Origin of the sequence: Streptomyces canus, from assembly GCF_001514145.1 — a bacterium.
GTDB lineage: Bacteria > Actinomycetota > Actinomycetes > Streptomycetales > Streptomycetaceae > Streptomyces > Streptomyces canus.
On the sequence record NZ_KQ948656.1, the window covers coordinates 570708 to 594137 of the forward strand.

At 70.2% G+C, this 23430-nt stretch carries 26 protein-coding genes and 1 pseudogene; 15 read left to right on the forward strand and 12 right to left on the reverse strand.

All coding sequences use genetic code 11. The annotated features are described in order from the left end of the window. Position 1: 1 nt before the first annotated feature. Positions 2 to 1342 (reverse strand): hypothetical protein, encoded by a 1341-nt coding sequence (locus AQJ46_RS02490; RefSeq protein WP_059203966.1) that lies wholly within the window; start codon positions 1340 to 1342, stop codon positions 2 to 4. Beyond that, the gene (locus AQJ46_RS02495) at positions 1342 to 2727 is read right to left on the reverse strand and encodes a hypothetical protein (protein ID WP_225887214.1); all 1386 of its coding nucleotides are present in this window, start codon (positions 2725 to 2727) and stop codon (positions 1342 to 1344) included. Before AQJ46_RS02495 ends, AQJ46_RS02490 begins: the two co-directional genes overlap by 1 nt. A gap of 161 nt (positions 2728 to 2888) precedes the next feature. Here AQJ46_RS02495 and AQJ46_RS02500 point away from each other — a divergent pair, with 161 nt between their 5' ends. The 3 genes from AQJ46_RS02500 to AQJ46_RS02510 all read left to right on the forward strand — a co-directional run bounded on the left by AQJ46_RS02500 (position 2889) and on the right by AQJ46_RS02510 (position 4880). After that, the gene (locus tag AQJ46_RS02500; RefSeq protein ID WP_059203968.1) at positions 2889 to 3311 is read left to right on the forward strand and encodes a hypothetical protein; all 423 of its coding nucleotides are present in this window, start codon (positions 2889 to 2891) and stop codon (positions 3309 to 3311) included. Then, positions 3308 to 3592 carry a hypothetical protein gene (locus AQJ46_RS02505; RefSeq protein ID WP_059203969.1) on the forward strand — a complete coding sequence of 95 codons (285 nt, stop codon included), beginning with the start codon at positions 3308 to 3310 and terminating at the stop codon, positions 3590 to 3592. The genes AQJ46_RS02500 and AQJ46_RS02505 overlap by 4 nt, the downstream gene beginning before the upstream one ends. Positions 3593 to 4025: 433 nt before the next feature. Continuing rightward, positions 4026 to 4880, forward strand: coding sequence for a DUF3592 domain-containing protein (locus tag AQJ46_RS02510; RefSeq protein ID WP_059203970.1), 855 nt, complete (start codon positions 4026 to 4028; stop codon positions 4878 to 4880). A 270-nt stretch (positions 4881 to 5150) separates the two neighbouring features. Here the strand turns inward: AQJ46_RS02510 and AQJ46_RS02515 are convergent, their stop codons facing one another. After that, entirely contained in the window at positions 5151 to 6308 is a 1158-nt protein-coding gene (locus AQJ46_RS02515) for a N(5)-(carboxyethyl)ornithine synthase (RefSeq protein WP_059203971.1), read from the reverse strand. A gap of 430 nt (positions 6309 to 6738) precedes the next feature. Here AQJ46_RS02515 and AQJ46_RS02520 point away from each other — a divergent pair, with 430 nt between their 5' ends. Continuing rightward, a complete protein-coding gene (locus tag AQJ46_RS02520; protein WP_225887243.1) occupies positions 6739 to 7824 on the forward strand; it encodes a fatty acid desaturase family protein in 1086 nt (361 codons plus the stop codon). 27 nt (positions 7825 to 7851) lie between these two features. Here the strand turns inward: AQJ46_RS02520 and AQJ46_RS58960 are convergent, their stop codons facing one another. Further along, positions 7852 to 8178, reverse strand: a complete 327-nt coding sequence (locus AQJ46_RS58960) for a hypothetical protein (protein WP_225887251.1) — start codon at positions 8176 to 8178, stop codon at positions 7852 to 7854. Here AQJ46_RS58960 and AQJ46_RS58965 point away from each other — a divergent pair. Beyond that, positions 8083 to 8504 (forward strand): annotated as a pseudogene (locus tag AQJ46_RS58965) (TetR/AcrR family transcriptional regulator C-terminal domain-containing protein). The gene AQJ46_RS58960 and the pseudogene AQJ46_RS58965 sit on opposite strands and share 96 nt — an antisense overlap. Before the next feature lie 311 nt (positions 8505 to 8815). Here AQJ46_RS58965 and AQJ46_RS02535 read toward each other — a convergent pair. Then, positions 8816 to 9253: a DoxX family membrane protein gene (locus AQJ46_RS02535; protein WP_059203973.1), complete on the reverse strand. Its 438-nt coding sequence runs from the start codon at positions 9251 to 9253 to the stop codon at positions 8816 to 8818. 86 nt (positions 9254 to 9339) lie between these two features. On the opposite strand from AQJ46_RS02535, the gene AQJ46_RS02540 reads away from it, so the two are divergent. Next, the gene (locus tag AQJ46_RS02540) at positions 9340 to 10017 is read left to right on the forward strand and encodes a helix-turn-helix transcriptional regulator (RefSeq protein ID WP_059203974.1); all 678 of its coding nucleotides are present in this window, start codon (positions 9340 to 9342) and stop codon (positions 10015 to 10017) included. A 189-nt stretch (positions 10018 to 10206) separates the two neighbouring features. Here AQJ46_RS02540 and AQJ46_RS56995 read toward each other — a convergent pair whose 3' ends face one another. After that, entirely contained in the window at positions 10207 to 10644 is a 438-nt protein-coding gene (locus AQJ46_RS56995; RefSeq protein ID WP_059203975.1) for a pyridoxamine 5'-phosphate oxidase family protein, read from the reverse strand. 397 nt (positions 10645 to 11041) lie between these two features. On the opposite strand from AQJ46_RS56995, the gene AQJ46_RS02550 reads away from it, so the two are divergent. After that, positions 11042 to 11833, forward strand: a complete 792-nt coding sequence (locus tag AQJ46_RS02550; RefSeq protein ID WP_059203976.1) for a GNAT family N-acetyltransferase — start codon at positions 11042 to 11044, stop codon at positions 11831 to 11833. Further along, a complete protein-coding gene (gene infA, locus AQJ46_RS02555; protein ID WP_057613374.1) occupies positions 11830 to 12054 on the forward strand; it encodes a translation initiation factor IF-1 in 225 nt (74 codons plus the stop codon). Before AQJ46_RS02550 ends, infA begins: the two co-directional genes overlap by 4 nt. A gap of 215 nt (positions 12055 to 12269) precedes the next feature. On the opposite strand, the gene AQJ46_RS02560 is transcribed toward infA, so the two are convergent. The 3 genes from AQJ46_RS02560 to AQJ46_RS02565 form a co-directional block, all read right to left on the reverse strand. Further along, a complete protein-coding gene (locus tag AQJ46_RS02560) occupies positions 12270 to 12839 on the reverse strand; it encodes an alpha/beta fold hydrolase (protein ID WP_318656708.1) in 570 nt (189 codons plus the stop codon). Next, positions 12840 to 12962, reverse strand: coding sequence for an alpha/beta fold hydrolase (locus AQJ46_RS58740; protein WP_318656709.1), 123 nt, complete (start codon positions 12960 to 12962; stop codon positions 12840 to 12842). Positions 12963 to 13078: 116 nt separating this feature from the next. Further along, a complete protein-coding gene (locus AQJ46_RS02565) occupies positions 13079 to 14026 on the reverse strand; it encodes a quinone oxidoreductase family protein (protein ID WP_059203977.1) in 948 nt (315 codons plus the stop codon). A gap of 75 nt (positions 14027 to 14101) precedes the next feature. Here AQJ46_RS02565 and AQJ46_RS02570 point away from each other — a divergent pair, with 75 nt between their 5' ends. Further along, entirely contained in the window at positions 14102 to 14593 is a 492-nt protein-coding gene (locus AQJ46_RS02570) for a MarR family winged helix-turn-helix transcriptional regulator (protein ID WP_059203978.1), read from the forward strand. A gap of 287 nt (positions 14594 to 14880) precedes the next feature. Continuing rightward, positions 14881 to 15612, forward strand: a complete 732-nt coding sequence (locus tag AQJ46_RS02575) for a dienelactone hydrolase family protein (RefSeq protein WP_059203979.1) — start codon at positions 14881 to 14883, stop codon at positions 15610 to 15612. 13 nt (positions 15613 to 15625) lie between these two features. On the opposite strand, the gene AQJ46_RS02580 is transcribed toward AQJ46_RS02575, so the two are convergent. Further along, positions 15626 to 16732 (reverse strand): glycoside hydrolase, encoded by a 1107-nt coding sequence (locus tag AQJ46_RS02580; RefSeq protein ID WP_225887215.1) that lies wholly within the window; start codon positions 16730 to 16732, stop codon positions 15626 to 15628. On the opposite strand from AQJ46_RS02580, the gene AQJ46_RS57000 reads away from it, so the two are divergent. Then, entirely contained in the window at positions 16731 to 16919 is a 189-nt protein-coding gene (locus AQJ46_RS57000; protein WP_225887216.1) for a hypothetical protein, read from the forward strand. The genes AQJ46_RS02580 and AQJ46_RS57000 overlap by 2 nt on opposite strands. A 369-nt stretch (positions 16920 to 17288) precedes the next feature. On the opposite strand, the gene AQJ46_RS02585 is transcribed toward AQJ46_RS57000, so the two are convergent. After that, the gene (locus AQJ46_RS02585; RefSeq protein WP_059203981.1) at positions 17289 to 18263 is read right to left on the reverse strand and encodes a LysR family transcriptional regulator; all 975 of its coding nucleotides are present in this window, start codon (positions 18261 to 18263) and stop codon (positions 17289 to 17291) included. A gap of 111 nt (positions 18264 to 18374) precedes the next feature. Between AQJ46_RS02585 and AQJ46_RS02590 the strand changes: the two genes are divergently transcribed. Beyond that, complete coding sequence (locus AQJ46_RS02590; RefSeq protein WP_063803750.1) at positions 18375 to 19385, forward strand: ArsR/SmtB family transcription factor; 1011 nt, start codon at positions 18375 to 18377, stop codon at positions 19383 to 19385. An 83-nt stretch (positions 19386 to 19468) separates the two neighbouring features. Further along, positions 19469 to 19654 (forward strand): hypothetical protein, encoded by a 186-nt coding sequence (locus AQJ46_RS02595; RefSeq protein ID WP_059203982.1) that lies wholly within the window; start codon positions 19469 to 19471, stop codon positions 19652 to 19654. A gap of 20 nt (positions 19655 to 19674) precedes the next feature. On the opposite strand, the gene AQJ46_RS02600 is transcribed toward AQJ46_RS02595, so the two are convergent. Further along, positions 19675 to 20334 (reverse strand): hypothetical protein, encoded by a 660-nt coding sequence (locus tag AQJ46_RS02600; RefSeq protein WP_059203983.1) that lies wholly within the window; start codon positions 20332 to 20334, stop codon positions 19675 to 19677. A gap of 344 nt (positions 20335 to 20678) precedes the next feature. On the opposite strand from AQJ46_RS02600, the gene AQJ46_RS02605 reads away from it, so the two are divergent. Next, complete coding sequence (locus AQJ46_RS02605; RefSeq protein ID WP_059203984.1) at positions 20679 to 21725, forward strand: histidinol-phosphate transaminase; 1047 nt, start codon at positions 20679 to 20681, stop codon at positions 21723 to 21725. Between the two features lie 5 nt (positions 21726 to 21730). Next, complete coding sequence (locus AQJ46_RS02610; protein WP_059203985.1) at positions 21731 to 23422, forward strand: aldehyde dehydrogenase family protein; 1692 nt, start codon at positions 21731 to 21733, stop codon at positions 23420 to 23422. Positions 23423 to 23430: the final 8 nt, after the last annotated feature.

A 23430-nucleotide genomic window follows, 5' to 3' on the forward strand; every position in this document is an offset into this window, starting at 1 on the left:
GTCAGTAGTCCTCACCGGTGGGGCCGGCAGCAACGGTCTCGGCGAGGAACGGTCCCCAGGAGACGTCGTACGGCGGCGGGTCGTACGTCAGGCGCTCCGCCGCGGCGTTCAGTCGCCGCCGGGCCAGGGCACGGATCGCGTCCCGGGCGACGCGGACCCGGTCTGCGCCGGGGACCGGATCCGAGCCGGAGCCGGGTTCGAAGGGGCCGGCCTCGAAAGGGCCCGGATCGAAGCCGGGCAGCAGGACACCGACCTCGATCCGTGGCGGCGCGGTCCCGCCGAGCAGGCCCGGATCCAGGTCCGCCCGGCCGGTCCACCTGTCGTCCGTCCTGGTGAGCGGCACCCGGTTGGGGCCGCCACCGTTCACGTGGACCTCCGCGACGAGCGGCGCACCGGCTGAGGGTGCGGCGGTGTGGGCGACGACCTCGACCTCGATCCGGCGTCGCGCGCCGAGCGCGCGGGCTGTCCAGGACACCGCGTCCTCGGCCGCGTCGACGAAGCCGGGCGGGTAGCGGCGCCAGTCGTTGCACCCCTGGCCCCGGGCGATCACCCGGCCCCCCGCGACGAGTTGTTCGCCCGCCGCGAGGGCGTAGCCGCCGCCGTGCCGTGCGAAAAGGGAGCCGGGATCGACCGGTACGCCTGCCGGACGGCGCTGGTCCAGGGACGACCGGAGGTGGCGCAGGACCGGCCCGTCCAGCCCGATGGTGTCCGCCGCGTGGTCGATGAGGCGCAGGACGCTCTCCAGGTGGCGTGCCGTGTCCGCCGACTGGGGAGCCGCGCGCCACCACTGGATGAGCGGGTCGAGGGCGTCCCGGTGCTCCTCGATCAGTTCGGCCGTGCAGTCGTCGGGCTGATCGCCCTCGTCGTCGAAGAGCTGCTGGCACCGGTGGGTGAGCGCGGCCAACTCCAGTCCGAGGACGTCCTGTTCGAGGGCCGGTATGCCGTCCGGGTACGACGCCGGCCACCACCTGGCCGCCCAGTGCCCGAGGGCGAGCCGGGCCGCGCTGCCGGCGAGGTCGGTCGGATTCGCCGCCACCCGCACGCCGTGCGGCTCTGCCGCCGTACGGTCGTGGACGGCGGCGGCGACGCGCTCGCCGTAGAGAGCCCACAGCCACTGCTGGGCCCGTCCGCTGTCGTGGACCTCTGCGGACGGCGGGCCGGGGGCGCCGAGAACGGGCCAGGTCAGCACGGCACCCGCGACATCGAGGACGGCCCGGGTGAAGTCGGGGTCCCCGGCGACCTCGTCATCCTGGGCCGCGGAACCGGCGACCGGGTCGGGGTCGGCGTCGATCCGAATCGTGCCGTCCTCGCGCCGCGTGACGTCGACGTGGGTCCGCGCCATCACGCGCTCCTCGGCTCGGCCGCCCGCGTGGGGGCCATTGACAGGGCGCGCAGCGCCGACCGGACCTTGGCGCGGTGATCCATCATCACGGAGCGGGCGACCCCGTCGAGCACCGCCCAGGCCGCCGCGAGGTCCTCCAGGGGTGCGTCGCGCACGTCCCGTCCGTGCAGCCGCACCCACAGCCGCCGCACGTAGGCGGCCCATGGCGTACGGAGGTCATGGGCGAGGGCGTCCAGGACGCCTCCGTCCGGATCGGGGCGCGGGGAGACGGTCATCCTGCGGGCGCGCAGGACCGAGGCCTCCCGGCGCCAGCGGCTGTTGACGGCTCGGTGTGCCGCGGTCCGGCCCAGCATGGGTTCCCCGGTGCCCAGCGGGTCGAGGCCCACCGCGAGCCGGCCGCCGAGGACCACGGCGACGCGCAGGCTCTCGTCGTGCAGGCCGAGCGGGGCGCAGCTGCGGCCGGTCTCGCGGTCGACCAGTTCCGGCACCGTCGGCAGTTCCTCCCGCCGGGCCGAGGACTGCAGGACGACGAAGAGCCGTTCGTAGAGTGTGCGGTCCAGTGGGGCTGGCAGGGTGGCCGTCGAGGCGCCGCGGCCGACCTGCGGACGCGGTGGCACGTGGTGCGCGGTCAGTCCCAGAGGTGCCGGCAGGTCGCCCGGGCCCCAGACTCGGCCCGCGTGCGCCCACAGAGCCCGGCCGAACAGGCATCCGTGTCCGGCCTCGACCAGGGCCGCGTACTCCGGTGCGTCTCCCGCCCGGTCCGGCGTGCCGCAGGCGTCGAGAGCCACAGCCGCCAGGTCGGCCGCCGCGCTCGCGTCGCTGCCCGGGTCCGGGCCCGAGAGGCGGCTCTCCCAGGCGGTGGCGAGCTCTCCGTCGAGCCGGGCGCGCCGGGCGGGGTCGGACAGGTAGCCCTTCAGCGCTTCCACCGTACGTCCGTCGGCCGTGTCCGCCACGTCCTCGACGACGGCCCTGGCCCTGTCCGTCGCGTTCACGTCGTCCGAGGGCGCTCCATGTTCGGTGGCCAGTTCGAAGCAGCGCTGAAAGTACAGGTCCTGGGGGTTGCCCGCCACGATGCCCAGGGCCCGGCGGGTCCTCTTGAGCAGTGTGAACCACTGTGCCGTCGCCACGAGAAGCGCACCGGACCGACGGATCAGCCCGTCGAGGCCGGCGGCCTCGGCCGGTCCGAGGAAGTCCACGGCGAGTTCGGGGCGCAGCGCGGGCCGGACGACCAGCGGCAGCACGATCAGTTTGACCGTCCGGGTCAACGGTGCCCCGCCGGGGCCGCTCAGCGATTCGAGCCCCGGACCCAGGCCACGCCAGGCGTGGTCGATGACCATGGCGCGCGGTCGGCGCACGCCGGTCGGCTGGCTCGGGGGCGGCGGCATGTGAGGAGCGTACGCCGCCCTCAAACAGGCGAACGAACCTGGGATCGGTAGGAGTTGCCGGCCGCCTAACGTCCGTCTCGTCAGGCAGGAGCCACGGCGAACAGCCAACCGTGACCGGAACGACCCACCGCGTGACCGGGCCACCAGAAGGGGAGAACACCATGGGAATCTTCGGAAAGCGCAAGAGCCGCGAGGAGCGGGCCTCCGAGATCGCCGCACAGGTGGCGGGCGGCAAGGGCTTCTACGGCCGTGCCACGCGCGCGTTCCTCGGCGCGGACGATTTCGCCCGGGTCCAGCAGTCGATGGGCGCGTACAACTCGGGCCTCGGTGTACAGCAGTTGCTGGCCGCGGGGGTGCCGACCACACAGGCCGCGGTCGTGTCGATCGCCGACACCGGCAAGCTGGTCAACTTCGACCCGGTCGTCGATCTGGTCCTGCAGCCGTCCGGGGCGGCCGACCGGGTCGCCCTCCAGACCATCGTCTCGAAGCTGCGGATACCCCGGGTCGGCGACCAGGTACTGCTGATCGCCGACCCCGACCGGCCCGGTGGCTACCTGTACGCCGGGGACGGCGTGGCACCGTGACCCCGACACCGTACGAACCGTACGAGGCACCGACGTCCGACTCCGTGCTGCTCTCCTTCGACGGCCGGGTGCTGGAGGTGTTCGGCTACGTCGACGCCGCCCGCTACCACCTCCGGGAGGAGCCCCGGCTGGAGTTCACGTCCGGCAGGTTCCGCAGGCTGACGATCGTCGTGAGGTCCGGCAGGCATCACACCATGCCGTACGACGCGGACCGGCTCCCCGGCCTGCACGCCATGGCGGACCTGCTGGCGCGGAGCGTGGCCGAGAGTCGGCGCCTTTGAACGGCCCCTTTGAGATGGCGGACGACGCGAGCGGCCGCGAGCCGGCGCAGACGTCGAGGATCGGTCCGAGCGCAGCGCTGTTCCCGTACTCCATGGCCGCGGGGCTGTGCCTGTCCGGGCCGGTCCTGCTGAGCGTCGCCGGCTTCACGGGCACCGCGGCCGGCCTCCTGCTCGCAGGCGTCCTGTGCGGCGGAAGTCACCGAACTGACCGACTGGGACGACGGAGAGCAGGCCGGTGTCACCGTCGGTCTGCGGATCAGCGGGCCGCGGTGCCCGACGTTCGAGGCGACCTGGAAGCGGTCCAAGCACCCCGCCCTGCGCGTGGGCCTGCGGATCCCGGCCGTGGTCGACCCGGCCGACCACCTGTTCCGCCTCGATTTCTGAGCGCCTGGCGCGAAACGGGCCGAATTCCCATGGAGGGGGCGGGACTTGGATGAGCGTGGACGACGCACTGAGGCTGTGGTGGGTGCTGCCGACCGGCCTGGCACTGCTCGGCTACGGGCTTGCCCTGGTCGGGCTGACCCCGGCCCAGCGAGCGGTCTGGGTGAAGGGACGGATCGTGGAGGTGGGGCAGCCGGCGCACGGCGCGTCCAAGCGCCCCGGGATACCGGTGACGGTCGCCTTCCGGGATCCGGCCACCGGGCAGGAGTTCGTCCTGTCGAACGTCGGCAAGCACGGCGACGCGGTCGAGGAAGCGTGGGTGGGCCGTGAGGTGGAGGTGCGCCACCCGCGCGGGCGGCCGCACCGGTTCCGCGTCGTGCTGCACAGTCCGGAGGACAAGAGCGGCCGGTACGGCCCATCCTGCACGGTGGTCCTGCTCCTCATCGGGCTGGTGATCCACGCGACCGTGCTGTGGGGCTATCCGTGGGCGCTGCTCGGCTTCGGCACCCTGGTCACGGCCTTCGCGGCGCTCAGCCCCGACATCCGTACGGCCCGCGCCCGCGACGCCCTGCTGGCCGAGGGCATCGCCGTCCCGGCCCGTGTCGTGGCCGTCACCAGGGACGTCTACACCGACGGGGAGGGCGACGAGATCATCAACCACGCGCCCGTCGTCACCTTCACCACGCTTGAGGGCACCGAGGTCACCGTCCTGTCCCGGGACGGCATCCCCGACCCGAGCCGGTCCCTCGGCCGCCGGCTCACCATCCACTACGCCCCCTCCGACCCGGCCGTCTACACCCCCGACCTCGCGGCCGACCGCCGTGCCAATGACAGGGCCGTCGGCGCGATCCTCATCCTGCTGATCGCCGGAACAGCGACGGCCGTGACCGGCGCGATCCTGCTGTGACAGCCGACAGGGGCAGCGCGGGGACGATCACATGACAAGCTGCGGGTTCTTCCTGTCGCCGGCATCGAGCCGGTCACTACGGCAGGCCCGCTCCTACGACGTCTGGCCTGGACGCGGGGCGGCCGAACCGAGGTCGCCGTCGCCCAGCCGGATGCGGTGACCGAATGGATCGGCGGCCTCCGTGCGCCCCCGGAGGGGTGCGGGCGGGGCACTGGCTGAAGGCATCCCTCGACGCGAACGGCCGTACGCTCGCCATGGCGGAGCCGGAGGTCAGTTCGGCGGGGCGGTCTCCGGGAGGTGGGGGTAGGCGGCCGCCCGGTGCTGGAAGGAGAGAATCTTCGGGTTCTGGACGACGCCGTCGCGCATCTCGATGGCCTTGCCGACCGTGACGTCGGTGTCCCATGCCGTAGGGCCGCTCATGACCTTGCGCAGGTAGGGAAGGAGCGCCTCGCTGATCTCCCAGGTGGCGGAGTTCCACAGGTGGGACGGGCTGTGATCCACCGCGTAGTAGTGGCAGCCCGGACCCACCTCGTGCATGGGCGCGCCAAAGGTGGTCGGGCGGGCGAAGGTGAAGCCCATGCCCTCGTCGCAGGCGACGTCGACGAAGAAGGTGCCCGGCCGGAACAGGGAGAGTTCCTCGTCGGTGACGAAGGTGAGCGGTGCGTCGGTGTCCTGCAGGACGCAGTTGACGATGATGTCGAACCCCGCCAGATACTCCGCCAACGGCATGGAACCGGCCGCGGTGACCGCCCGCAGGCGCGACGGATCGTCATCCCGCTCCTCGAAGTGGGCCATGACGACCGAGGGCATCGGCGAGGCCACCGCCGCGGCGGCGCGCTGGGTGAGCACCGTGACGTCGGTGACCCCCATGGCGCCCAGCCCCGTGACCGCTCCGCGCGCCGTGGCGCCGAAGCTGATGACCACCGCGCGCAGGCGCCGGCCGTAGTGTCCGGTCAGCCCGCCGAGCTGGAGGGCGTGCAGCACCGAGCAGTAGCCGGCGAGCTCGTTGTTCTTGTGGAACACATGGACGCTGAAGGCGCCCGTGGAAGTCCAGTGGTTCATGGCCTCCCAGGCGATCAGGGTCAGCCGTCGGTCGATACCGAGCTGGGTCATCTTCTCGTCCTGCACGCAGTGCGGCCATCCCCACAGCACCTGCCCCTCGTGCAGCGCGGAGATGTCGTCATGCGTCGGTTTGGGCAGCAGCACGATGTCGCTCTCGGCGACGAGTCGCTCGCGGGAGCGCAGACCGGCCACGAGCGGTCGCAGCGCGTCGTCGGCGACACCGAACCGCTCGCCGTACCCCTGTTCGAGGAAGATTCTCTCGCGGATGTCCGGGGCGATCCGGTCGAGGTGGGCAGGGTGCAAGGGCAGGCGGAACTCGTTCTCCTTGCGGGAGGAGGCGAGTACTCCGAGGCTCATCAGACTCATAAGGGTGCGGCTCTCTTCCGGCCGGATGCGGTGCACTCCGGCCTTTGCCGTTCCCCGAGGGCGACGCCGCAACGGATGACGGCGTACGAAGTGCACTCGGTACCGCAACCGTACTCCCCTCCGGGTCCCCGAACCGACCCGTCGGGACGTCGCCGGCCCCCTCCTCGCCCGCCGGGAACTTGCCGGGCGCCAGGGACGTTGGAGCGGGTGGTTGTAGTTGAAGAAAGAACGCCGAAGTGATTCACCGGCGGCCAGGGCCCGAAGGGCATGCAGGCCGACCGGTTTCGCGCGTTCTGAGGGCCCAGATTCCGAGGCAGGCCCGTGCGCGGGTCTGCCTCGCGCTGCTTCCGTACGGGCTTCTCTGGCCCCGGCGCCCTGCCCCCGCGCCGGCGGCGACGGCCCTCACGCGTTCGAAAGGAAAACCGTGACCATTGACACCGTCAACCGGGGCACCGAGCCGGCGGACCACACAGGGACGACGGAACACTCGCCCAGCGGCCGGGGCAGCGACTACGCCGTGCTGTCCCGCGAGGTGAAGCAGAGCGGGCTGCTGCGGCGGCGCCCGGGCTATTACTCCGTCAAGGTCGGGGCGAACCTGCTTCTGCTGGCCGCCGGATGGACGGCGTTCGCCCTGATCGGGCAGTCGTGGTGGCAGTTGCTGACCGCTGCCTTCCTCGCGGTGATGTTCACCCAGACCGGGTTCATCGGGCACGATGCCGGGCACCACCAGATCGCCCGCTCCAAGCGCGTCAACAACATCCTCGGCCGCGTGCACGCCGACCTGTTGATCGGGCTGAGCTACGGCTGGTGGATCTCCAAGCACAACCGGCACCACTCCCACCCCAACCACGTCGACCGCGACCCGGACATCGCCGACGGCGCGATCGCGTTCACCGAGGACCAGGCCCGGGTCCGCAGCGGGGCGTACGCCTGGCTGGCCCGCCACCAGGCCTGGCTGTTCTTCCCGATGCTGCTCCTGGAAGGACTCGCCCTGCACGTCGCAGGGGTACGGGCACTGCTGGAGCGCACCGGTACCACGACCTCCCGGTCGACGAAACTGGCCGAGGCCGGACTGCTCACGGCCCATCTCGTCGGCTATCTCGCCGCGCTGTTCCTGGTCCTGTCCCCCCTCCAGGCCGTGGTCTTCCTCGCCGTGCACCAAGGACTGTTCGGGCTGTACATGGGGTGCTCCTTCGCTCCCAACCACAAGGGCATGCCCATCTTCGCCAAGGACGACAGGATCGACTTCCTGCGTCGGCAAGTACTCACCTCGCGCAACATCCGCGGCCACCGGTTCACCGACTTCGCGCTCGGCGGACTGAACTACCAGATCGAGCACCACCTGTTCCCGTCCATGCCGCGGCCCGGCCTGCGCCACGCCCAGAAACTCGTACGCTCCTTCTGCGCCCGGCACGGCATCGCCTACCACGAGACCGGGCTCTTCAATTCCTACGCCCAGGTGCTGCGCCACCTCCACACGGTCGGCGGGCCTCTCCGACCCGAACTGGAGTACTGATCTCGCACGCCCGGTGGGTGAACTCCTTCAGCCAGGCTGGAAGAATGCGAGCATTTTCTGGGCGGCATCGGGCGACGTCAGCAATTCCTGGATGTCCGCGGACATCCGGGCGGCGGCACTGGGGCGTTCGAACATCTCGCGTTCGTACTCTTCGACCGCGGCAGGGAAGTCGTCCGGGTGAGCAAGGAGGAGTTGCTCGACGTGATGGCCGTCGGGGCCTATGCCGAGATCCGGCCCGTCGGAGACGACTGGCGGGAGGTGCTGCGCTCTCTTGCCGAAACCACCCGGCAGACCGCTCACCAGCACGAATGGCTCGCGGACCTGCTCGGTGGACGACCGCAGCTCGGACCGCACGCGCCGGCCAGGGGCGAGGCGGTCGTGGCCGCACTGGACGGCTTCGCCTGGACGACATCACGCCGGTGGTTGGCGCGGTCGACGCGTACGTGATCGGCGCGGTGCGGAGGGAGATCGCCGGACGGCGCGCCGAGCGGGCCAGCGGGATGGACGAGAGGCGTTGGCAGGCCTCGCTCGGGCCCTGTCTGGAGCAGACCTTCGCCACCGGCCGGTTCCGCGCGCTGGCCACCGTGGTCCGCGACGCCGCCCACCTCGACGCCGACCACACCTTCCGGATCGGCCTGGACTTCCTGCTCGACGGCATCGAAGCACGCCTCTCAAGGTGACGCGCGGCCGCGAACGGCCGGACCGAGCCGCCACGCCGCCCGAACGCGGTGACGATGTGCCCGTCAGCTCCCGCAGAGAGCCGGGCCTGTACGGGTCGTTGCCCCGGCCGCTCCTCCACCCCGTCGGTCTTACCGGGCCATTCGCCGCATCGTCGCAGCCGTGGCAGAACGTTGCGCAGAGCGCCGGGCGGCCGTCGGTGCGCCTTACAGCCCCGGCCCTTTGGGCCCGCACTGCGCTTCGGCAGCGAGCCTTGGCGGGCGGCCCTGGCAGGCGCCGCCCGCGGGAGGCAATCGGCGTGGGTCGCGCCGGTTCAGTGCTGTCGCTTGCCGTGGTAGCGCTCGGCGAGGCGGGCGAGTGCGACGGCGGCGAGCAGGAGGCCGAAGTCGCGCAAGGCGATGTCGTAGTAGTCGGGGATCGTCAGGAGGTTGACGATGATGCCGGCCAGCCAACCGGCCACCAGCCAGGCTCCGAAGCGGGGCGCAAGGCCCACGGCGATGCCGGCGACGACTTCGATCACGCCCACGGCATACATGGCCGCCTGGGCGCTGCCGGGAACGAGGTCGTTGATCCAGGGCGCGAGGTAGGCGGGCCAGTCCACGAGCAGGTTGGCGAACTTGTCCAGCCCGAACAGGATCGGCGCCACCGTGAAGGCGGTGCGCAGGATCACGAACGCCTGGTAGCCGGGATCGGCGAGCAGCGCACGCCGCGGGGTGGCGGGGGATGTGGGGCGTGTGGTTGCGGAGGTCATGACGGGCCTCTCCTTCTATCGACAACTCTCATTACCTATAGAAGCGCCGGTCGTTTCTTTAGTCAATGGCTGTTGGTTTTACACTGGTGTTCGTGGACGACCCGAAGGAAGTACGCGACGCCGATGTCTCCGCCATCGCCGCTCTGGACGAACCGACGCGCAGGAGGCTGTACGACCATGTGGTGCGTCAGCCCGGCCCGGTCGGACGGGACGAGGCGGCCGCCGCGCTCGGTCTGGCGCGGCAGACCGCGGCGTTCCATCTCGACCGCCTGGCCGATGAGTCCCTGCTCGACGTGGTCTACGAGCGGCGCAGCGGGCGGGCCGGTCCGGGCGCCGGCCGGCCCGCCAAGCTGTACCGGCGTTCGACGAAACAGATCGCGGTCAGCCTGCCGGACCGGCGCTACGAGCTCGCCGGGCGGCTCCTGGCACAGTCCGTGGAGGAATCTTCGGCAACCGGTGCGCCGGTGCAGGAGGTGCTGCACCGCAGGGCCGAGGAGCTCGGCACGCTGTTGAGCGGGCCGGGCAGCGGAAGTCTCGTCGACCTGCTGGAGCAGTACGGGTTCGAGCCGCAGCACGAGGAAGGCGCCATCGTGCTCGGCAACTGCCCCTTCCACTCCCTGGCCCGTGAGTACACGCAGACGGTCTGCGGCATGAACCTGCATCTGCTCCGCGGCGTCCTTGGCGGGCTCGGCGAGAGCGGGTACGAGGCCCGACTGGCACCCAGCCCGGGCCGGTGCTGTGTCCGGTTGGAGCCCGTCGCCTGATCGAGCCGCGCGACGGAACCGGCAGGTCGCCTACGTGCGGCGCTTGTGTACTTCGATGGCCGACGACGTGACGCTGAACATCGAGAAGCAGGGGCGACGGCCAAGTCGGTCAGGGTGTGCCACGGCGCCCATGCCGGTGTTGACGGTGCGGGCCTCACCAAGGCTGCCGGGTGGCGACGCCGACCTCGTTCACTTGGTGACGGAATAGCTCAGATCCTGCGCGGAGAGGGCGTCGGGAACCACGCGCAACCACGTCGTTCCCCTCTCCCCGGGGTCGTCGTACAGGTAGTGGACGAAGCGTGCGTCCCAGCGGGACTCGTCCGCGCCGAGGTAGCGGGTGAGCTTGCGCCGGCCTCGCGGTACGTCGAAGGGCACGAGTTCGGCATCACCACGAGCGATCACCTGTTGGACAAGACCCGTTGCGGTGTCGCAGGCGTCGACCACGAGGGCGACCCGGGGGTTTGACCTGACGTGATCGAAGAGCCTGGCCCACGGGCCCGTCAGGACCCAGAAGGCTCCGTCCTCCCACAGAAACCACACGGGGCGCACCGTCGGTCCATGGGTCGCGAGGCGCGCGGTGAGCGGCTGACTGAGGAAGGACTCCACATCGAACGCAGGAGAGGTCACCCGTTCATTCTCTTCTCCCTGGAGTCCATCGGAATCCGACCTTGGACCTAAGACCTCTGGTCGAGTAGGACGGCGGTCTCCTGGGTGGGCATGTCGCCGACGGCGTGGACGAGTTGGTCGGCGGCGGCCGGTTCGAGGCAGCACATGCGACTGTCCCGGTCGGCGATCCCTCACCGAACACCCTGACGCACCCGTCCAACTCGTCTGCAGAAAAAGGGTTGGAGGAAGGCGACGCCCCGCTGCTACGGTCCTGATGGACCGTGAAGTCGTCGTATGGAGGTGAGACCCGTGAACACAGTTACCCATGGGTGCTCCCTCAACCCGTCACGGTCCGGCGGCTGACGTCCGGTGTCGCCAGGAGCGCCTGAGATCGAGGCACTCCTGGGAGGAGACTCCGATGAACACAACGCCTTTCACATCCGGCCTGAGCGAGAACGCGGTGATGATCACGCGCGTCGCGGACAGGCAATGGCATGCACTGGATGACGACCTGGTGGTCGGCCGCGGGCATGCGCATCACCGGCCCGACGGACGCTTGTTCGTCAGCATCGACGCCTGGCACGACGCCGTCTTCGACCGGCTCGCCGAGGCGATGCCGGCGGAACTGCCGACGCCGTTGTACACCGTGGTCGACGAAGCCGACGTAGAGCTGACGGCCCGCTGGCGGCGGGCCGGTTTCACGGTCCGCCGCCGCGAGTGGGAGTACGTCGTGCCGACCGACCCGCGGGTCACCGGGCTCGAAGCAGTCATGCCGCCTGCGGGCGTGACGATCGTGCCCGCCGGTCAGACGGACGAAGGCCTGCTGCGGGCGGTGGACCGCGCGATCCGTGACGAAGTCGAGGCGACCGTCGGGTGGCAGTCCATGCCGGCGGAGGTGATCCCCCGCCCCGAAGGCGACACCATCGTCGACCCGTCGAAGTACGCGGTGGCCGCGGCGCCCGACCGCTACCTGGGTCTCATCCGGGTGGTGACGGTGAAGCAACCGCGCATCGGGCTGCTCGCGGTCCGGTCCGACGTGCAGCGCCGCGGCATCGGGCGGGCACTGCTGGCCCACACTCTGGGGACGCTGCACCGCTCCGGGTTCGCCGCGGCCTGGGCCGAGGTCCAGGAGTCCAACCAAGCGGCCACGGCACTGTTCGAGGGCATCGGCGCCCAGCCGATGAGCAGCAACCTGGAGCTGGTGCGATGACGAAGCACAAGAACGTCATCGAAGTCGAGGGCAAGGTCATCGAGTGCCTGCGCAGCGCCATGTTCACCGTGGAGCTCGAGAACGGCCACCAGGTGCTCGCGCACATCAGCGGGAAGATCCGCAAGAACTACATCAAGATCATGCTGGAGGACCGGGTGCTGGTGGAGCTCCCGCCGTACGACCTGACGCGCGGCCGGATCGTGTTCCGGTACCGGAACTAGCGGCGACCGGCACCCTCCGCGACAGCTGATCCTCGCCCCGGTCACAGGGTTTCCGTGACCGGGGCACCGTTCGCAGGCGCAGGACCGGCGTGACCAGCATCCGGTCGGTGAACACCAGCGCGTGCGGCCCGCCCCGCCAGCACGGGCGCTTCACGTGTGGGGAGGGAAGAGTCACTGCGAACGCAGGATGGGACAAGGCCGCACGGGCCTACTTCTCAGTCACAGTCCTCCTGCAGGAACGTCGAAACCGCCTCGGTGAACAGCTCCGGCGCCGCGTGGTGGATCAGGTGTCCAACCGGGATGGTGACCACTCGCCCACCGGGGATGCGGCCGGCGAACTCGGCGACGCCGTCCTGGGGGACGTGGCTGTGCGGGCCGCCGGCGAGGACGAGGGTCTTGGCCGTGATCTGGCTGAGTCGCTCCAGCCACCTGGGGTCGGGCACGTCGATCTGCCGCCTGACGGCCGGCACCATCTCCCAGTCGAAGCTCAGGGCGCCGTCCGGCCTCGTCAAGGTGGTCCGCTCCCGGGGACGCGGGATGGGAACGTCCTCCAGGACGAGCCGGCTCACTCGCTGCGGATGGTTCTCCGCGAGCAGGTAGGCCACGATCCCGCCCATGGAGTGCCTGATCAGGTCCACCGCGCCAAGTCCCAGCGCGTCCAGGAACTGGAGCACATCGGCCTGCACGAGTTCGAGCGAGTAGTCCCCCGGCCAGTCGCTTCGGCCATGACCGCGCAGGTCGAGGGCATACACCCGCCTGCTCCGGGCGAGGGCGGGCACAACCACCTACCAGTCAGTGGCATCCTCGCCCAGCGCGTGCAACAGGACGAGCGGCGGAGCGTCCGGCGGACCCCATGTCCGATAGGCCAGCCTGACCCCGCCGACGCCGACCCATCGTTGATCAACCATGCCCGGACGATATGCAGACAGGTCCTGCCGACGGTTCGGCGTTCACCACCGGCCGAACCACCATCCCCAGTCAGCATCGTCATCCCACGCTCAGGGATGCCGGTCGGCATCTCTTGTCAGGCGACGCGAAGGATGCTCTTGCCCAGAGTGGCGCCCTCTGCGAGCCGCTGTACGGCAGTGGCCAGGTCTGCCATGTCGTATTCGGCGGTGATGTCCACACGTACCCGGCCGTCGGCCACAAGGCCGAGTGCGCGACAGGCGCTGTCGGCGAGTCGCTCAGGGTGGGTCTGGCTGAGCAGGATGCTGCTGTACGTCACGAGTGATGTGCCGCGCGTGAGGAGGTCGTTGGCGCCGACCAGAACCGGTTCGTGGGTGCTGAGGTTGCCGTATGCGGCCAGTCGGCCGTGCGGGGCCAGCTGTTCCAGGCCGGCCTTCCGGGTCTGTCCGCCGACCGGGTCGAGGATCGAGTCGAACTTCTCGTCGCCGAGCGCAGCCGGGAATTCTTCCCGCAGCAGGATCTGGTCGTAACCGAACTGGGCGGCATAGGCGGCCCTGGCGGTACCACCGACCACCCCGACGATCCGGCCGGCTCCGGCCAGTCGGGCGAACTGGGCGGCCAGCGTGCCGACCCCTCCGGCGGCGGCGTGGATCAGCACGCTCTCGCCGGGACGAACATGTACGGCGGTGTTGATCAGGTCGTAGGCGGTCGGTCCTCCCCATCCGATCCCTGCGGCCGTCCTCAGCGAGATGTCGCCCACGTCCATCGTGAACACGGCGGGGGCTACGACCACCTCGGCGTAGGCGCCTCCCATGGTCAGTGCGGCAACTGGCTCGCCGACACGGCTCGGCTCGACGCCCTGGCCGACCGCGATGATGTGCCCGGACGCCTCGAACCCGGGGACGAAGGGACGCGGCACGGGGACATAGCCGTCCCGGACCATGGTGTCGCCCCATTGGATCCCGGCGTAAGCGACGCGGATCGCCACCTCTCCGGGGCCGGGGGTGGGCTCGTCAATGTCGGCGATCTGGTAGCGGTCTGCGGCGTCGAGAAGAACAGCCTTCAAGGTTACAGCCCCTTGTGTTGACTCAGTATCCTTATAGTCGAGGACCCTAGGTATATAAGGTCCCTGAGTCAACACATGAATCTGTTAACGGAGTGGGAGCGCATCGTGGAAGCACCCGTGGAGGATGACCTCTGCACCCGGATCAGGCGGTCGGAACAGGCACTGATGGCGCATCACGAGGCGGTGCTGCGCACCTACGGGCTGACCATGACGCAGTACACCGTGCTGCTGTTCCTCTCACGCCAAGGCGACCTGTCCGGTGCCCAACTGGCGCGCCGCTGCGGGGTGACGCAGCAGAGCATGAGCAGTGTGCTGACCAACATGGAGGGCAAGGAACTCATCCGCCGCGAGGCATCCCCAGTACACGCCAAGGTGCAGATCGCCACCCTGACCGACATGGGTCAGGCAGTGCTGGAGCGCGCCTACCAAGAGGTGATCGTCCTCGAGCGCGCGCTTACCGACGCGTTCACGCCCTCCGAACACACCGCACTCTGTGAACTCTTGGAACGCGCCACTACCGTGCTGGTCCAGCAGACCCGCCAGGCGACAGGCCCGTCCATCGCCTGATCCCTCGGCCGCCGCAGTGCAGGAACCTTGTGACCGAGCCGCGACTGGATCAGCCACTGGTGGCAGAACCTGTCGTGGCCCCAGCGGTACGGCACAAGCCTTCTGGAGCTCAGTCCTCACCGATCTCGGCACCCCTGTGACACCCAGCCTCATCGCCGACCTGGCCTGCTCCGACCTCCAAGCGGGGCCGCCCATCCGTCCAGACACCCACCGGGAACTCCCCGGGGCGAGCCATCAAGCTACGTTGAAAGCGCCCGCAGCAGGCATCCCGAAGGGCCCGAATCGCTATGCGCTTTACCTCTGAGACATCGTCCGACGGAGTCCTTGAACAGCTCTTTCTCCTCGGCGACATTCCTGGCGTGCTGTGGACTGCACGAGGCGCCGACGGAACCCGCCCCCTGATTGCGTTGGGGCACGGCGGCGGTCAGCACAAGAAGGCCCCTGACATCGTGGACCGCGCGCGCCGTTTCGTGGCCGAGTGCGGTTTCGCCGTGGTGGCTGTCGATGCGCCCAGCCACGGTGACCGGCCGGAACATGAGGAGTTCACCCGGATTGCGACCGAGTACGAGGCCCGGCTTGGCGCCGGTGAGGGGCTGGCCCCACTGATCGCCGGCTTCCAGGCGCTCGTTGTCCGCCAGATTGTGCCGGAGTGGCAGACAGTCCTCAACGCGGTCCAGAAGCTCAGTCATGTGGGCATTGGCCCGGTCGGCTACTGGGGTGTGTCGCTGGGCTGCGTGATCGGTGTCCCGCTCATTGCCGCCGAGCCCCGGATCCGGGCAGGGGTGCTGGGCCTGGCCGGTGATGAGGCGTCAGCCGAGACCGCCGCGCGGATTACCGTCCCGTTGGAGTTCCTCGTGCAGTGGGACGATGAGCGAGTGCCACGGACCCAGAGCCTGGCACTGTTCGACGCCTTCGCCTCGACCGAGAAGACGCTGCACGCCAACCCCGGCAGCCACGGTGACGTCCCGGCATTCGAGACGGACAGCACGCTACGTTTCTTCGCGCGGCAGCTTGGCTGATGGAAGTCAGGGTTCAGCGGATCACGAACGTCATCATGCTTCGAGCGGGGAGCGTGACAGTGAAGGAGCCGTTCGACACTGCCGTCGCCCCCTGGGACGCGACGTTCCTGCTCGCGTCGGTCAGCCAGGACGAGACAGTGGGCCCGGCGCTGTTCGCCAGGGTGAACTGCTGACTCACCGCGGCGGCCCCCTTGTTGACGGCGACGACGATCGTGGAACCGCCGCCCCGGTATGCCGAGACGTAGACATCCGTTGCCGGCTTCGCCGTCGCCTCCACCCGCGTATACCCGGGTCGGACGAACCTGGCGAAGTGCGCCATGGTGGCGCCGCGCTTGCTGATCGTGCCGTCCTCGCGCATGGGTCCGTAGCTGCGCCGGATGTACCACCAGATGTAGGCCTGGAACTCGGCGTCCACCATGGCGCGGTGGATGTGCTCCCCCACGTCGAGCGCCTGGGGCCAGAGATCCGCCGAATCCGTGCTGTTGGGGTAGTAGACCTCCGTCATCCAGAGTTCTTTGCCCGCGCCCTTCTGCTTGAAGAGGGGGTAGGGGAAGTTCGCGAACGACGTGCCGTACAGGTGGGCCCCTATGACGTCCACGTTGGCGAGTGCCGCCGAGTCGTTGAGGATCGGGTCGGACATATTCTTCAGGTACTGGAAGGACTCCGGCGCTATGACCCTGGTACCGATGGAACCGGCGTTCTCCCGCAGGAAACGAACCATTTCGGTGGGGGTCCACCACGTCCAGTCCTGCGCGTAATCGGGCTCGTTCTGCACGGATATTCCATACAGATTCACGCCGTTGTTCCGCAGATACGTGTTGAAGTCGTTCAGGTGCTGGGCGTAGGCGCCGTACATGTCGTACCTGAGGCGTCGCGCGTTGGTCTGGCTGCCGTGGACGAAGGTCTCGACCATGGAGGCGGGCGGATTCCACGGCGAGGCGATGACGGCGGCCCCGAGCTCGACCGCGCGCTTCGCCGTCGCCAGGTCGCGGTTCCAGGCCGCGCGGTCCTCGGGTACGGGGATTCTCAGCAGGGAGAACCCCAGCCTTCCGTCTCCGGTGCCGAACGCCGTGTCCCGCTGGGCCGCTGCGAGTTCACCGATCCAGGCTGCGTGACTCATGCCGCCGAAGCCACGGATCGTCTGCCGCGTCGCCGACGGGTCGATGACCGCCGTGGCGGCAGCCGTCACGGTCCCCGCGTCCGACGCCCTCGCGACCGACGGCGCGACGGTGAGGACGGGCAGGGTCCCCAACGTCGCCAGGACGGTTCTCCGGCTGGTCGACTTCTTCTCCCCGCTCAAGCGCTGATTCCGGCTCTGCGTCACGTTTCCTCCTCGTGGCTGCTGGTCCTGCTCCGGGCTCCGCACGGAACCTATGGGAGCGCTCCCACGCTCAGGAATGACTACACACTTGCCGTTTTCGACCGGAGGTACCGCTGAATGCCGCCGGCCACCACTCAACGGCTCGACAAGACACCAACGCCGTTCGATATCGTGAACACTGTCCAAGTGGCGGACCTGTCGCAAGTTAACGATGCCACTCATCGCGGTCAACCCCCTCGATCAAATTCCGCCGCTCGTCGGTAAGTTGAGCGCCATCGGCTGTCTGTCGGGGGTGCCGGGCCATGCCGATGGTCAGCGGCGGCGAGAGTCATGGCAGCCAGATGGCTGGGAAGGACTACGCTGACCCACCGCTGAAGTCGGACGCGGAGTCAAGAGCCGCGCTTCCGGACTCGCGGACCATCTGGCGGGCCGCCTCTCGCAGGGCGGAGACGGCCGGTGCGTTGCGGTGGTCCGCGAGCCAGGCGAGTTCGGCCGTCGAGAGACCCAGTTCCGGGCAGTCGACATAGGTGATGCCCGCGCGCGGGTACAGGCGTCGGGCCGCGGAGGGCAGGAAGGTGATCGCCCTCCCCTGGGTGACGGCGAGGACCATGGCCTCGGTGTCCCTGACGACCGGGCCGAAGCGGACCGTTGTGCCGTCGGGGCGGGGATTGACCGTCAGGTGGTTCCACCACGACCGGGGCACTTCGGGGGGCATGTCGACGACCGTACGATCGGCGAGGTCGCCGAGCGTGAGGGTGTCCCGGTCGGCGAGCGGGTCGTCGTCGGACAGGCAGACCACCCGCGTCTCGGTGGCCAGTTGCAGGGACTGGAGCCCGCCGGGCAGCGGGCCGCGGAGGAAGGCGGCATCGACCTCCCCGGTGAGCAGAGTGCTGAACATGTCGACGAAGGTCAGATTGCGGACTTCGATCTCGAGGTCCGGGTGCTTTCCGCGGAGGCGGGAGAGGATGGCCTGGGCGTAGGGCATGGCGGCCTCGGCCCCGAGGCTGCCGATCCTCAGGAGCCCACGCGCCGCGCCGGCATGACGGTCGGCCGCCTGGCGCAGCCGGGACATGGCATCGACCACTGCCCCGGCCTCCTCGGCGATGGACCGGCCGATCGCGGTGAGCCGCACATTCCCGCCGCCGCGCTCGACGAGGACGACACCGAGCCGCTGCTCCAACGACCGGATCTGCTGGCTGAAGGCGGGCTGAGTGACGTAGACCCGCGCTGCCGCGCGCCCGAAGTGAAGTTCCTGCGCGAGGACGAGAAAGAGCCGGAGTTGGTGGAAGCTCGGTTCTCGTTTGCGACCGGATCCGCCACCAGGACTCATAAACGAAAGTTTATCGACAAGGAGGGCATCCTCTCCCAGCTCGCGGCTTTCCCCTCCAGACCCACTACATCAGGATCTATGGGGTCCACACCTGCCATCGCAAGGAGCCACTTGCTGCGTATCCACTTCGGCTGGCGCGATCTGGAGAACATCCGGATCGCTCAGCAGCCCGAACCCCTGTGGGAGTTGATGTGCGCGGTGTGCCGCCTCCAGACGTCCCAGGGGTCCGTGGAGTTCGGGCACTGGCGACGTGAGACAGGGCGGCGGCTGTCGCGGGACCGACGGGCCTCACATGCGCTGCACACCCTGCGCACCGTCATCCCGGCCTCCGGCTACATCCCCGACTTCCTCACGCCTTCGGTCACCGGCGAGTGCCTGGAGGCGGGGCTCGACAAACTACGGGCGACGCCCCCTGATCGATTATCCGCAGAACTGACGCGGTTCGCCGACACCAGGCCGGTGCCGGGCTGGATGCGCGGCCCCCACGAATCGGCCGTCGCCTCGCTCCAACTGGTCTCCGACGCTCTCCGGGCCTCGTTCCGGACACTCCTGGAACCCCACTGGCGGCACGTCCGTTCGGCGGTGGTCGACGACGTCGCAGTCCGCACGCGCGCCGTGCTCGGCGGAGGCAGCGCCGCCCTGCTGGAGGGCCTGCGCCCCTTCGCGCGATGGAACCCGCCGTATCTGGACGTCGACTATCCCGTCGACCGGGAACTGCGGCTGGACGGGCGGGGGCTGACGCTCGTGCCGTCGTATTTCTGCTGGCGCAGACCCACGGCCCTTGCTGATCCCGACCTCGATCCGGTCCTCGTCTACCCCGTCGTGAAGCAGCCGCTCGACATCGCGCGAGCCGGCGAGGAACGGCTGGAACGACTGCTCGGGCGGACGAGGAGCGCGGTTCTGGTCGACGTGGCCGGTCATCGCACGCGTACCACCACCGAGTTGGCGCGCGCTCTCGGGCTCGCGCCGGCCAGTGCGAGCTATCAGATCGGCGTCCTGCGCGGTGCGGGACTCGTCGTCAGCAGACGCGACGGCAAGCACGTCGAGCACACGGCGACGCCACTTGCCCTCAACCTGCTGGCCGGCACCGGGACGACGTTTCGAAGGGGATCGAAAACATAGCGGCCCGTGTGGGTGCGTGGGACTCTCCTCGCAACCGTTGGCGACCACGGGGAACGACACAGACACGACCAGGGGGAGAACAAATGAACGTGCGCAAGCGGGCGATCACCGTGGTGTTCCTGGCGGCGACCGCCCTGGGCTCCCTCGGCGCACCCGCCATGGCGGCACCGATGCCGTGGGAAACCAGCAAGGTCCCAGCCGTTCCGGCCGCGACCGACGGACAGAACGGCACTGTCACCGTCCAGTGCGGGAGTCCCTGCTACCAGTAGGCGCCCTCGCGGTGACCGCGTCACGGATGGTAGATGTCCCAGCCGGTCGACGCGGCGGGTGACGGGCTCGGCGTCGAGCGGCCCGCGTCGCACAGCGCGGGACCCTGTGCCGGGAGCAGCCGGTGCACACCGATCCGTGCCGTCCCGAACCGCACGTCCGCGTCCCCGGCTGTGGCCAAGTCCCCTGTCATCCGCGGCAGTTCCCCGTAGGCCAGGGGTGCGCCCGCGTATGCCGCGACCAGGACCCGGACGCAGGTGCGGTCCCGTCCGGTGGGAAGTCCGGCCGGGAAAGCGACGGTTCGGGTCCTGCCGCCGTCCGCGGACAGTCCGTAACGCATGACGAACGACATCTCCGGCCTCGTCTTCGTGGCCGTGAGGGTCCAGAACTCGACCTGTACGGCGAGCGGTCGGCACAGCACCCGGACATCGCCCGCACGTGGTCCGTGGACGACGACCGATGCCTGTGCGTACGACGGGTCCGTCCCGTCGGTCGTCCCGTGGAAGGCGACCGCGCTCCGCAGCCAGGCCGCCTGTTCCCGTCCCGACCAGTCGCCGGCGTCGCGGCAGCCGCCGGTCTGCGCGCCCGCGGAGGCGTTCCAGCAGCCGGTCGCGAGCAGCGCGAGGGCCGTCGCGCCCGCCGACAGGACTGTGTGGCGGAAGCGGGTCTGATTGCAGTGCATGGTCTCCTCGATCGGAACGGGGCGGGCCGCGGACGTCGCGTGGCTCGGGACGGCGAGCAGCCTGCTGGTGTCCTGGCCGCGGCGGGGGCATCGAGGGCCCGCTGTGTCCGTCCCGTGATCAAAGGGGGAGCCAGGGGTACGGCGGAGGGTCTGCCGTCCGTCTCGTGGCAATGGTCGGGCAGGGCCGCCCGGGAGACGGTTTGCCGATGAGCACCCTGGTTTCCGGCGATTCGTAGCCGAATTTCCCAAACAGTTGAGCGCTTGTCGTCCGCTCTTCACGCTGTGCCCTGTCAAGTGCCCGACGGCCAGCCCTCGGGTCCCAGCGCTGCAGAAGCGAGACCAGCATGGTGCGTGTCCGTGCGTCCCTGTCCCAGCTGCCCGCCTACGTCCCGGGCCGCAAACTGCCCGGGGCCGTCGTGCTGGCCAGCAATGAATCCCCGTTCGGGTTGCTGCCGGGGGTGGCCGAAGCCCTCGCCGAGGCCGCCGGCGGTGTGTCGCGGTATCCCGATCTGCACGCCGCCTCGCTCATCGAGGCTCTGGCGGCGCACCACGGGGTCGAGCCGGACCGGATCGCGGTGGGCGCCGGTTCCTCCGAGGTGTGCGGGCAGTTGCTGCACACCGTCGTGGGGCCCGGTGACGAGGTCGTCTTCGGCTGGCGTTCGTTCGAGGCGTACCCGATCCTCACTGCCGTGGCAGGCGGTACGGCGGTGCGGGTGCCCCTGCGTGACCACGCCCTCGACCTGGACGCCATGGCCGCGGCGACCACCGCGCGGACCCGGGTGGTCTTCGTGTGCAACCCCAACAACCCGACCTCCACGGCGGTCGGGGCGCGGGCCCTGACCGACTTCGCGGACCGGGTGCCGCGGGATGTGCTGATCGTCGTCGACGAGGCGTACCGGGAGTACGCCGATCCCGCCCTGGTCCCCGACGGCCTCGCCCTCCTCGGCGACCGCCCCAACGTGGCGGTGTTGCGGACCTTCTCGAAGGCGTACGGCCTGGCCGGGCTGCGGGTCGGCTACTGCGTCGCGCCGCCCGGGATCGCGGCGCATGTGCGTCGGACGCAGGTGCCGTTCAGTGTCAGCGCCCTCGCCCAGCGGGCCGCCGTGATCGCCCTCGGTGAGGGCGCGGAGGTCACCCGCCGGGCCGCCCTCACGGTCGCCGAACGCGACCGTGTCACCAGGCGGTTGCGGGCGCTGGGCCACGACGTGCCCGACTCCCACTCCAACTTCGTGTGGTTGCCGCTCGGCGCGGACAGCGCCCCCTTCGCCGGGCACTGCGCCGACGGGAAGGTCGTGGTGCGCCCGTTCCCCGGCGAGGGCGTCCGGGTGACGATCGGGCTGCCGGAGGAGAACGACGCCTTCCTCGCGCTCGCGGCGAGCCGGCAGGGCTGACGGCGATGCGCCCCGGTCCCTACGAGCGCCATCGCGAGCTGCTGCAGAGCGTCGTCCGTGCGATCGCCGCCGGTGAGTGCCGTCGCCCCTTCACCGAGGCGACCGGCCAGGACGCGGCCGACGCGGGCATGAGGTCGACCCGCACCGCGGGGAAGGTGTTCCACTCACTGCTGGGGCGGCCGTTCGAGCTGGGGCAGCCCGGTGAACTCGGCCGTGTGCGCACGGAGTCGTCCCCGTACGGCCTCGCCCCGCCGATCGACTACCCGCGCTGCGATCCCGCGGAGCTGGTCGCGGCGGCCGGGCACGCGGCGGCCGGCTGGCGGGCCGCCGGACCGTACCAGCGCGCCGGGCTCGCCGTGGAGATCCTGCGCCGGCTCAACACCCGCAGCCACGAACTGGCCCTCGCGGTACATCACACCACCGGCCAGCCACTCCAGGGAGCCTTCCGCGCCGCCGGGCCACGCGCTCAGGACCGTGCCCTGGAGGCGGTGGCCCAGGCCTTCGCCGAATCGGAACGCGTCCCGGCCGACCTGCACTGGAAGAGTTCCGAAAGGGGCGGGCGACCACTGCAGGGCACCTGCACTCTGGTGCCCCGCGGGGTGTCGCTGCTCGTGGGCTGTCCCGACTTCCCGCTCTGGAACGGGTATCCGGGCCTGTTCGCCAGCCTGGTGACCGGCAACCCGGTCGTCGTGGCTCCGCACCCGCGCTCCGTGCTGCCGCTGGCGATCACGGTGCGGGTCGCCCGGCAGGTGCTGGCGGAGGCCGGTCACTCCCCCGACCTCGTGACCCTGGCGGTGGCGGAACCGGAACGGCAGGTGCACCGGCGTCTGGCCACGGACCCGGCGGTGCGGATCGTCGACTACACGGGCCCCGCGCGGTTCGCCGACTGGCTGGAGCAACACGCCCGCCAGGCCGTCGTGTTCGCCAACCGGACCGGACTGAACACCGTGGTCGTGGACTCGACCGACGACTACCGGCGCCTGGTCCGAGGTCTCGCCCTCGCCTCGTGCCGGTGCAACGGGACGGTGCGCACCACGCCACAGAACATCCTGGTTCCGGAGCGGGGCTTCACCACCGACGAGGGGCACAAGACGCTGCGGGACCTCGGGGCCGACCTCGGCGACGCCGTCGACCGGCTGCTCGGCCATCCCGCCCGCGCGGCAAGGGCGTTGGGCGCGATCACCGCCGACGAGGTACGCGGCGCCCTGACGGATGCCGCACGGTACGGGCCGGTCCTGCACGCCTCCGGTCCCGTGACCCATCCCGACCACCCTTACGCCGACCTGCGCAGCCCGCTGCTGGTGCGGCTGCGCGCCTCCGACGAACGCGTCTACACCCGCGAGTGGCCCGGGCCCGTCTCCTTCCTGGTGGGCACCGAGTCGACCTCGCACAGCCTCGCGCTCCTGCGCCGTACCGTGGCGCGGCACGGAGCGCTGTACACCTCGGTGCACTCCACCGACCCGCTGGTGCTGGCGGCGGCCGGGACCGCGGCACTGGACGCCGGCGTGCATCTGGTGGAGAACCTGGACGACCTGCCCGCCGACCCGTCCTCGGCCCTCGCCGAACTGCCGGGATCCGGAGTCAACTTCGTCACCGGCCGGTTCCGCGTGGTGCGCTCTCGGCGGCACGCACCGCCGTCGGCTCCCGTCCCCGCACCGACCCGGCTCGAGGTCGACGCCGCGCTGGCCGACGTATGACGCGCAGG

Bases quoted from the DNA above. Each gene is read 5' to 3' on its own strand.
- AQJ46_RS02490 (WP_059203966.1), bottom strand. From the start codon at position 1,342: ATGGCGCGGACCCACGTCGACGTCACGCGGCGCGAGGACGGCACGATT.
- AQJ46_RS02495 (WP_225887214.1), bottom strand. From the start codon at position 2,727: ATGCCGCCGCCCCCGAGCCAGCCGACCGGCGTGCGCCGACCGCGCGCC.
- AQJ46_RS02500 (WP_059203968.1), top strand. From the start codon at position 2,889: ATGGGAATCTTCGGAAAGCGCAAGAGCCGCGAGGAGCGGGCCTCCGAG.
- AQJ46_RS02510 (WP_059203970.1), top strand. From the start codon at position 4,026: ATGAGCGTGGACGACGCACTGAGGCTGTGGTGGGTGCTGCCGACCGGC.
- AQJ46_RS02515 (WP_059203971.1), bottom strand. From the start codon at position 6,308: ATGAGTCTGATGAGCCTCGGAGTACTCGCCTCCTCCCGCAAGGAGAAC.
- AQJ46_RS02535 (WP_059203973.1), bottom strand. From the start codon at position 9,253: ATGACCTCCGCAACCACACGCCCCACATCCCCCGCCACCCCGCGGCGT.
- AQJ46_RS02550 (WP_059203976.1), top strand. From the start codon at position 11,042: ATGAACACAACGCCTTTCACATCCGGCCTGAGCGAGAACGCGGTGATG.
- infA (WP_057613374.1), top strand. From the start codon at position 11,830: ATGACGAAGCACAAGAACGTCATCGAAGTCGAGGGCAAGGTCATCGAG.
- AQJ46_RS58740 (WP_318656709.1), bottom strand. From the start codon at position 12,962: ATGGTTGATCAACGATGGGTCGGCGTCGGCGGGGTCAGGCTGGCCTAT.
- AQJ46_RS02570 (WP_059203978.1), top strand. From the start codon at position 14,102: ATGAATCTGTTAACGGAGTGGGAGCGCATCGTGGAAGCACCCGTGGAG.
- AQJ46_RS02575 (WP_059203979.1), top strand. From the start codon at position 14,881: ATGCGCTTTACCTCTGAGACATCGTCCGACGGAGTCCTTGAACAGCTC.
- AQJ46_RS57000 (WP_225887216.1), top strand. From the start codon at position 16,731: ATGCCGCCGAAGCCACGGATCGTCTGCCGCGTCGCCGACGGGTCGATG.
- AQJ46_RS02580 (WP_225887215.1), bottom strand. From the start codon at position 16,732: ATGAGTCACGCAGCCTGGATCGGTGAACTCGCAGCGGCCCAGCGGGAC.
- AQJ46_RS02585 (WP_059203981.1), bottom strand. From the start codon at position 18,263: ATGAGTCCTGGTGGCGGATCCGGTCGCAAACGAGAACCGAGCTTCCAC.
- AQJ46_RS02595 (WP_059203982.1), top strand. From the start codon at position 19,469: ATGAACGTGCGCAAGCGGGCGATCACCGTGGTGTTCCTGGCGGCGACC.
- AQJ46_RS02600 (WP_059203983.1), bottom strand. From the start codon at position 20,334: ATGCACTGCAATCAGACCCGCTTCCGCCACACAGTCCTGTCGGCGGGC.
- AQJ46_RS02605 (WP_059203984.1), top strand. From the start codon at position 20,679: ATGGTGCGTGTCCGTGCGTCCCTGTCCCAGCTGCCCGCCTACGTCCCG.
- AQJ46_RS02610 (WP_059203985.1), top strand. From the start codon at position 21,731: ATGCGCCCCGGTCCCTACGAGCGCCATCGCGAGCTGCTGCAGAGCGTC.